This is a genomic window from Synechococcus sp. R5-12 (assembly GCF_047502655.1).
Lineage (GTDB): Bacteria > Cyanobacteriota > Cyanobacteriia > Thermostichales > Thermostichaceae > Thermostichus.
Genome location: NZ_JANSIM010000263.1, coordinates 1 through 5,022, shown reverse-complemented (window position 1 = coordinate 5,022; position 5,022 = coordinate 1). Strand labels below are relative to the sequence as shown.

Sequence of the window (5,022 nt, the reverse complement as noted above, 5' to 3'; positions counted from 1 at the left end):
GGTAGTAATCCGTACTGAACATATTATACATTATTTTCAGTATATTTGAGCTTATTATTGACTAGAGTCATGCTCTCTCCCGGTGGTCTCTATGCTGAAATCGCTGCCTGCTCGCCCATTGTCCTGCTTTCTTGTAGCCGGCCTGCTGTTGGCAGGGGGCGTTGCGTTTTTGGCCCCCCGTTGGTTCCCGGCTCTGGCCAACGAACAGGCTGTTCCTGAGGCCGAACTGGCGCTTCGGCCCCTCTTGCCTCCGGGATCCCGGATCCTCAGCTCGCGGCGATTGAGCGACACAGAAGCGGAAATTTGGGTGGAGTCTCGGGGGGGAACCAGCCCTGTGATCATGCGGCTGAATGCTGCAGGGACTTGGGAACAGGATATGAGCGCCACCTTGGCCCGCGGAGCCAGCCAGATGCAAGCTCTCGCCCGGCAACAAACGGTGAACTTGCCTGCCGGCTTTGGCCAGACCGCCCCCGATCAACCCCCGCTGCCGGTGCCCTCCCTTCTGCAGGCTACCCAAGCTGCCTCTAGCCTGATCCCGCCAGTGGATCGAGAGCAGGAAACCCAGCGGGCCTTGAGTGGGGCTGGCCGTGTGGATCCCTTTGTGCCTCAAAACGTGCGTGCTCCTGAACCGCAGATTGTCCTGCCGCCCCTGCCTCCACCTCCGGTTTTGCCCCCTCCTGGCAGCGGCAATGGCGCCCCTGTAGCCGTGGCTACCCCGATCCCAACGCCCACCCCCGACCCGGCTGCGTTTGCCCGCAGTGTACAGGTTTCCGGGATGATACAGATTGGCGGCGAGTCCTTTGCTCTGGTTTCTGGCCCAGGTGTCATTCCCTCTGTGGTGCAGGCCGGGCAAAACTACCAAACCGCCAAGGTGGCCGGAGTATCGGTGCCAGAGCGACGGGTTGTGCTCTCGGAAGGGGGAGAAACGGTCGTGAAGCAAATGGAAGACACCAGCGTGATTGTAGGTGCGCCCTAGCTTCAGCAGCAGCAAGACACCGACGGTAGAACGGGCTTATTCCAAGTAGCAGCCAACTAGCAGTAAAACAGTTGGCTGGCTTGATTCCCAACTCCCCCTTCCAGAGGGGCCGGGGGCAAGGGTCAGAGGCTACTTGAACGGGCTCGGAACAACCCTAGTTGGAAGATAGGAGTTGCCAGATCTCCAGATCCCGAGATCTTGGCGGCAAGGCCGAGAAGACTTCAAAAGCGGGGTTCGCTGCTGAGGCGGGAGGGCTGCTGTTTTAGGTAGCGCAAAAACTCCCGCAGCTCGGCGTCGCTGAGTTGGTGGCGAGATTTCTTCTGAAAGCGACGTTCCAAAAACTCTTGTCCTTCCTTGCGGCCCCAGCCAATGCGCTGCATCTCCACATCCGTTTGGGCAATGATGTCCGATAGGTCATCCCCATAGGCCGCCGGCTCACTTAGACCGGGCAGCTCTGGGGAACTTGGCTTTGCAGGGATCCCTATCGACTCGGGGGCTGGAGAAGCAGGGGAAGACTGAGCGTGTCCGTTGGCCAACTCAGGAGTTGGCAGATAAGGCACCCTGGCGGCAGCAGAATCCATGCCCAAACTCAAAGAGGAAGTGGGGCGACCAAATCCTGCGTGGTGGAGGGCGCGCTTCAAGGCAGCATCTTCCGCCTCTTCGACGGTGTTCGAGCCAGCCATGCCACTGCCCAAAACCGTGTTGTTCACCACCACCTGGGCTCTGACGATGTAGATCCCTTCTTCCACCCGCAACAGATCGGTGAGCAAACTGCCCATAGGGTACCGCTCTCGAAAGTCTTGGATCATGTTGGCGTCAGAACCTGTTGCTGCTGAAGCTCTGACTACAAGCTAGCCCGAAAGTTAACTTGGCATCCAGATCTCAATCCAATCCCACCCTCAATATCGACATTGAATTGATATAAAGCGAGAGATCTCAACGAGAGGGAGCTGTCCGAGCAGATAACATCCCGGCTGGTGAGGGTATGCTATGGCCAAGGAATCCAGTTATATTAAGCAAGCGTCAACCCACGTGGCTGGCTTGGAAAACCTGAATTATCAGCAGCTCAGCCTTGACTCTTAGCTCTATTGTCGGCGCCAAGACAGATGGGGGACTATGGCCAGCGATACCATCGGGGTCAGCTCAGCGAGTTTGGGACGGGCAGCCATTCGAGAGCGCAACTACGGCACTGCTTTGCAGTTGCTCCGGCGGGCTTATCGTGCGGATCCCAGCCCAGAGAATGCCCGTTGGCTGGCCACTGCCTATGAAGAAGCGGGTTACCTGCAATTGGCCGCTCTGTACCGAGAATTGGCCCAAGAGCGCAGGGAGACTCCCAAAGCGATTCAATTTCAGGCCCCCAAACCTCCCAGCACCCTTGAGGAGCTGAAGCAGCCATCTCCTGAACCGCCGGATCGCAAGACCATTCCCTTGCCGCAGCCGATCCCACGCCCAACCCCACCCGCATCTCCTCCGGATCGGCCGATTTGGGTTTACAAGCCCACCCCCATCGATCCCAAAAGTATCAGCCGCCAAGCGCCCCTTCGACCTCAAGCTGCAGAGCCTGCCCCTTCCCCTCAACCATCGGCGGAGAGGGACGACTATCTGCCGGTTCAGCACGCCCCGGATTTGAAAAACCCGCAGCAGGGATCCCCCTTTGTGCGGCGACTGAACCAACTGCATCGCCAGTTTAAGGATCAGCCCACAGCGGAACTGGCGCTACAACTGGCGGAAGCCTACGACGAGCAAAAGAACTTTAAAGAGGCCCAGCGCTACTACCGAGAGGTTTTGGATCTGGATGACTCTTGGCTGTTACGACCGATGGTGCAAGAGCGCCTAGAAGAGCTGCGGCAACTGCAGGAGCCAACAGCCGAACAGAATCCTTGGGCAGATCTCTCAGCCCAAAACTTGCTCAAGCTAGGAGAAAAGTTGGAACGGGAAGGGGAAGTGGCTCGTGCCGAGCAAGTTTACCGGCAGATCCTGAAAATGGATGCCACCCTGGATGTCCATGCTAAGGCTCGCAAGGGTCTAAACCGGCTCTATCCCGACGGAAAGCGGTGATTTGCAGGCCACTCCATTCCCCTCACTCGGCGCAATGGGGAAGCAGCTCACCCTTCCCGAGGATCGAGGGCGTCCCGCAAACCATCCCCCAGCAGGTTAAAGGATAGAGAGGTCAGCACCACCATCAGCGTTGGGGCCAGCACCAGCCAGGGTTGTAGGATGATCACCGAAGCGTTGGTGGCCAGCGAGAGCATGTTGCCCCAAGAGGCATCCGGCTGCTGGATCCCCAACCCAATGAGGCTCAGCACCGACTCTGCCGCAATGTAGCCGGGCACCGCCAAGGTTGCCGAGATCACCACATAAGTGGCTGTCTGGGGCAAAATATGCCGCACCAGCAGGTACAGGGATCCAGCCCCGGCCACCCGCGCTGCCTGCACAAAGTCCCGCTCTCGCAAGGACAGCACCTGCCCGCGAATCACCCTGGCTAGGCCCGCCCAACCGACAAAAGAGAGGATCACCACAATCACCAAAAAGCGCTCGGCATTGCTGAAGGGCACCCCGGTCAGCGGATTCACCTGCAACACCGCTGCCAGCGACACCAGCAGATACAGCGTCGGAATCGACATCAACACCTCTGCCAAGCGCATCAGGAGCGTATCCACCCAGCCCCCAAAGTAGCCGGATATGGCCCCCACCAGCAGACCAATGGGGAAAGAGATGCCAATGCCCACCAAGCCGATAAACAGGCTGACGCGCCCACCATAGACCAAGCGACTGAAATAGTCTCGACCTTGATCATCGGTGCCCAGCAGGTGTAGCCGTGCCACAGAGGGCTCTTCGCCGATTGGGGATCCCACCTGTCCCTCTTCTGCAACAGGCCGCAGCGGGACGGTGCCGAACAGATGCCGATTGGAGGGGATTAACCCCAACCAACGGTAGGGAGTACCGGCCACAAACAAGCGGATCCCGGCTGGACGGCTGGTATCCACCAAGAGCGGGCGTTCTCCCGTTTCCAGATCCACTGGCCCCTGGCGGGTTGGATAAACGTGGGGCCCAATCCAAGCGCCCGATTCATCCCAAAAGTGAATGGCGGTGGGCGGCAGAAGGGATCCCCCCGGTTGAGATTCCAGTGGGCTGTAGGGGGCAACGAACTCGGCAAAAATGGCGCAGGCGTAGAAAACAAGGAGAATGTAAGCTCCTACTTGGGCCCATCGGTTTTGGCGAAGCCGTTTCCACCACTGCATGAGGCAAAGATTCCAGTCGAGTCCAGTTGAACCAAATGCCAGCAGTGTAGCTGATCGTGTCTTGTTCCAGTTGCAGAGAGGGCTGCAAGGTGTCACCGATTCATGCTGGCAGGACGAGTCCCTTCCCCAGTCCAAGACAAGCTCAGCCTGCCAAGGAATAGCTGGGGCTGTAGAGGGCCGTCATCTCCATCCGCACCGCAGCAACCGTCTGGGGCAGCACCCCCACCAGCCGTGCCAAAATGTCATCGGGCAATTGGCTAACCAAATCCGCAGAGAAAAATTCCTCTAAGCTAAAGAGCAAAACCCGCGCCCGCTGGGCCGGCAAAGGATTGTCGGTGATTTGCTGCAGCCAACGCATCCAGTGCAGCCGCTTGGCATAGGCATTTTGCCGCTCTTGGTGGTCTTGCGGATGCAGCAAAACCACATCCCCAATGGGGACAACGCCGCCGGACTCCACATCCAATGGCCCCCCAACAGCAGCACCCGGCCCGGCAAACTCAGCATGAAACGTCTTGCAGATGATCAGGGCGTTGTGCCGCTGGGGATCCACCATCAGCAATTGCCCACTGCTGAGGGTTCGAATCAGCTGGCCAGGCTCAACTCGCTGAACCAGACTACGGCTGGGGGGAAGCTCGCTCATAGATCTCAGGATATCCTAACCTTCCCTTGCCTTACATGGTATCTTTAACTTTCTCAGAGCTGCTTGACGCAATCTTCATACTGAGCCCTCTATCGAGACTTTGCATGAGACTTTGCATGGTGAGCATGCCTCTAACCCCCAAAACCCTGAACTTTGCTGAATTT

The 5,022-nt window shown here is 58.2% G+C and carries 5 protein-coding genes; 2 read left to right on the top strand and 3 right to left on the bottom strand.

The genetic code is table 11. The annotated features are described in order from the left end of the window. Positions 1-91: 91 nt before the first annotated feature. Complete coding sequence (locus tag NW843_RS12990; RefSeq protein ID WP_414523152.1) at positions 92-976, top strand: hypothetical protein; 885 nt, start codon at positions 92-94, stop codon at positions 974-976. A gap of 221 nt (positions 977-1,197) precedes the next feature. On the opposite strand, the gene NW843_RS12985 is transcribed toward NW843_RS12990, so the two are convergent. Continuing rightward, entirely contained in the window at positions 1,198-1,785 is a 588-nt protein-coding gene (locus NW843_RS12985) for a hypothetical protein (protein ID WP_414329849.1), read from the bottom strand. 307 nt (positions 1,786-2,092) lie between these two features. On the opposite strand from NW843_RS12985, the gene NW843_RS12980 reads away from it, so the two are divergent. Continuing rightward, positions 2,093-3,034 (top strand): hypothetical protein, encoded by a 942-nt coding sequence (locus NW843_RS12980; RefSeq protein WP_414523151.1) that lies wholly within the window; start codon positions 2,093-2,095, stop codon positions 3,032-3,034. Between the two features lie 47 nt (positions 3,035-3,081). On the opposite strand, the gene NW843_RS12975 is transcribed toward NW843_RS12980, so the two are convergent. Both NW843_RS12975 and NW843_RS12970 read right to left on the bottom strand, forming a co-directional pair. Continuing rightward, on the bottom strand, positions 3,082-4,218 hold the full coding sequence (locus NW843_RS12975) for an ABC transporter permease (RefSeq protein WP_414523150.1): 1,137 nt from the start codon (positions 4,216-4,218) through the stop codon (positions 3,082-3,084). Positions 4,219-4,360: 142 nt separating this feature from the next. Then, positions 4,361-4,858 carry a hypothetical protein gene (locus NW843_RS12970; protein ID WP_414523149.1) on the bottom strand — a complete coding sequence of 166 codons (498 nt, stop codon included), beginning with the start codon at positions 4,856-4,858 and terminating at the stop codon, positions 4,361-4,363. Between the last annotated feature and the right edge of the window lie 164 nt (positions 4,859-5,022).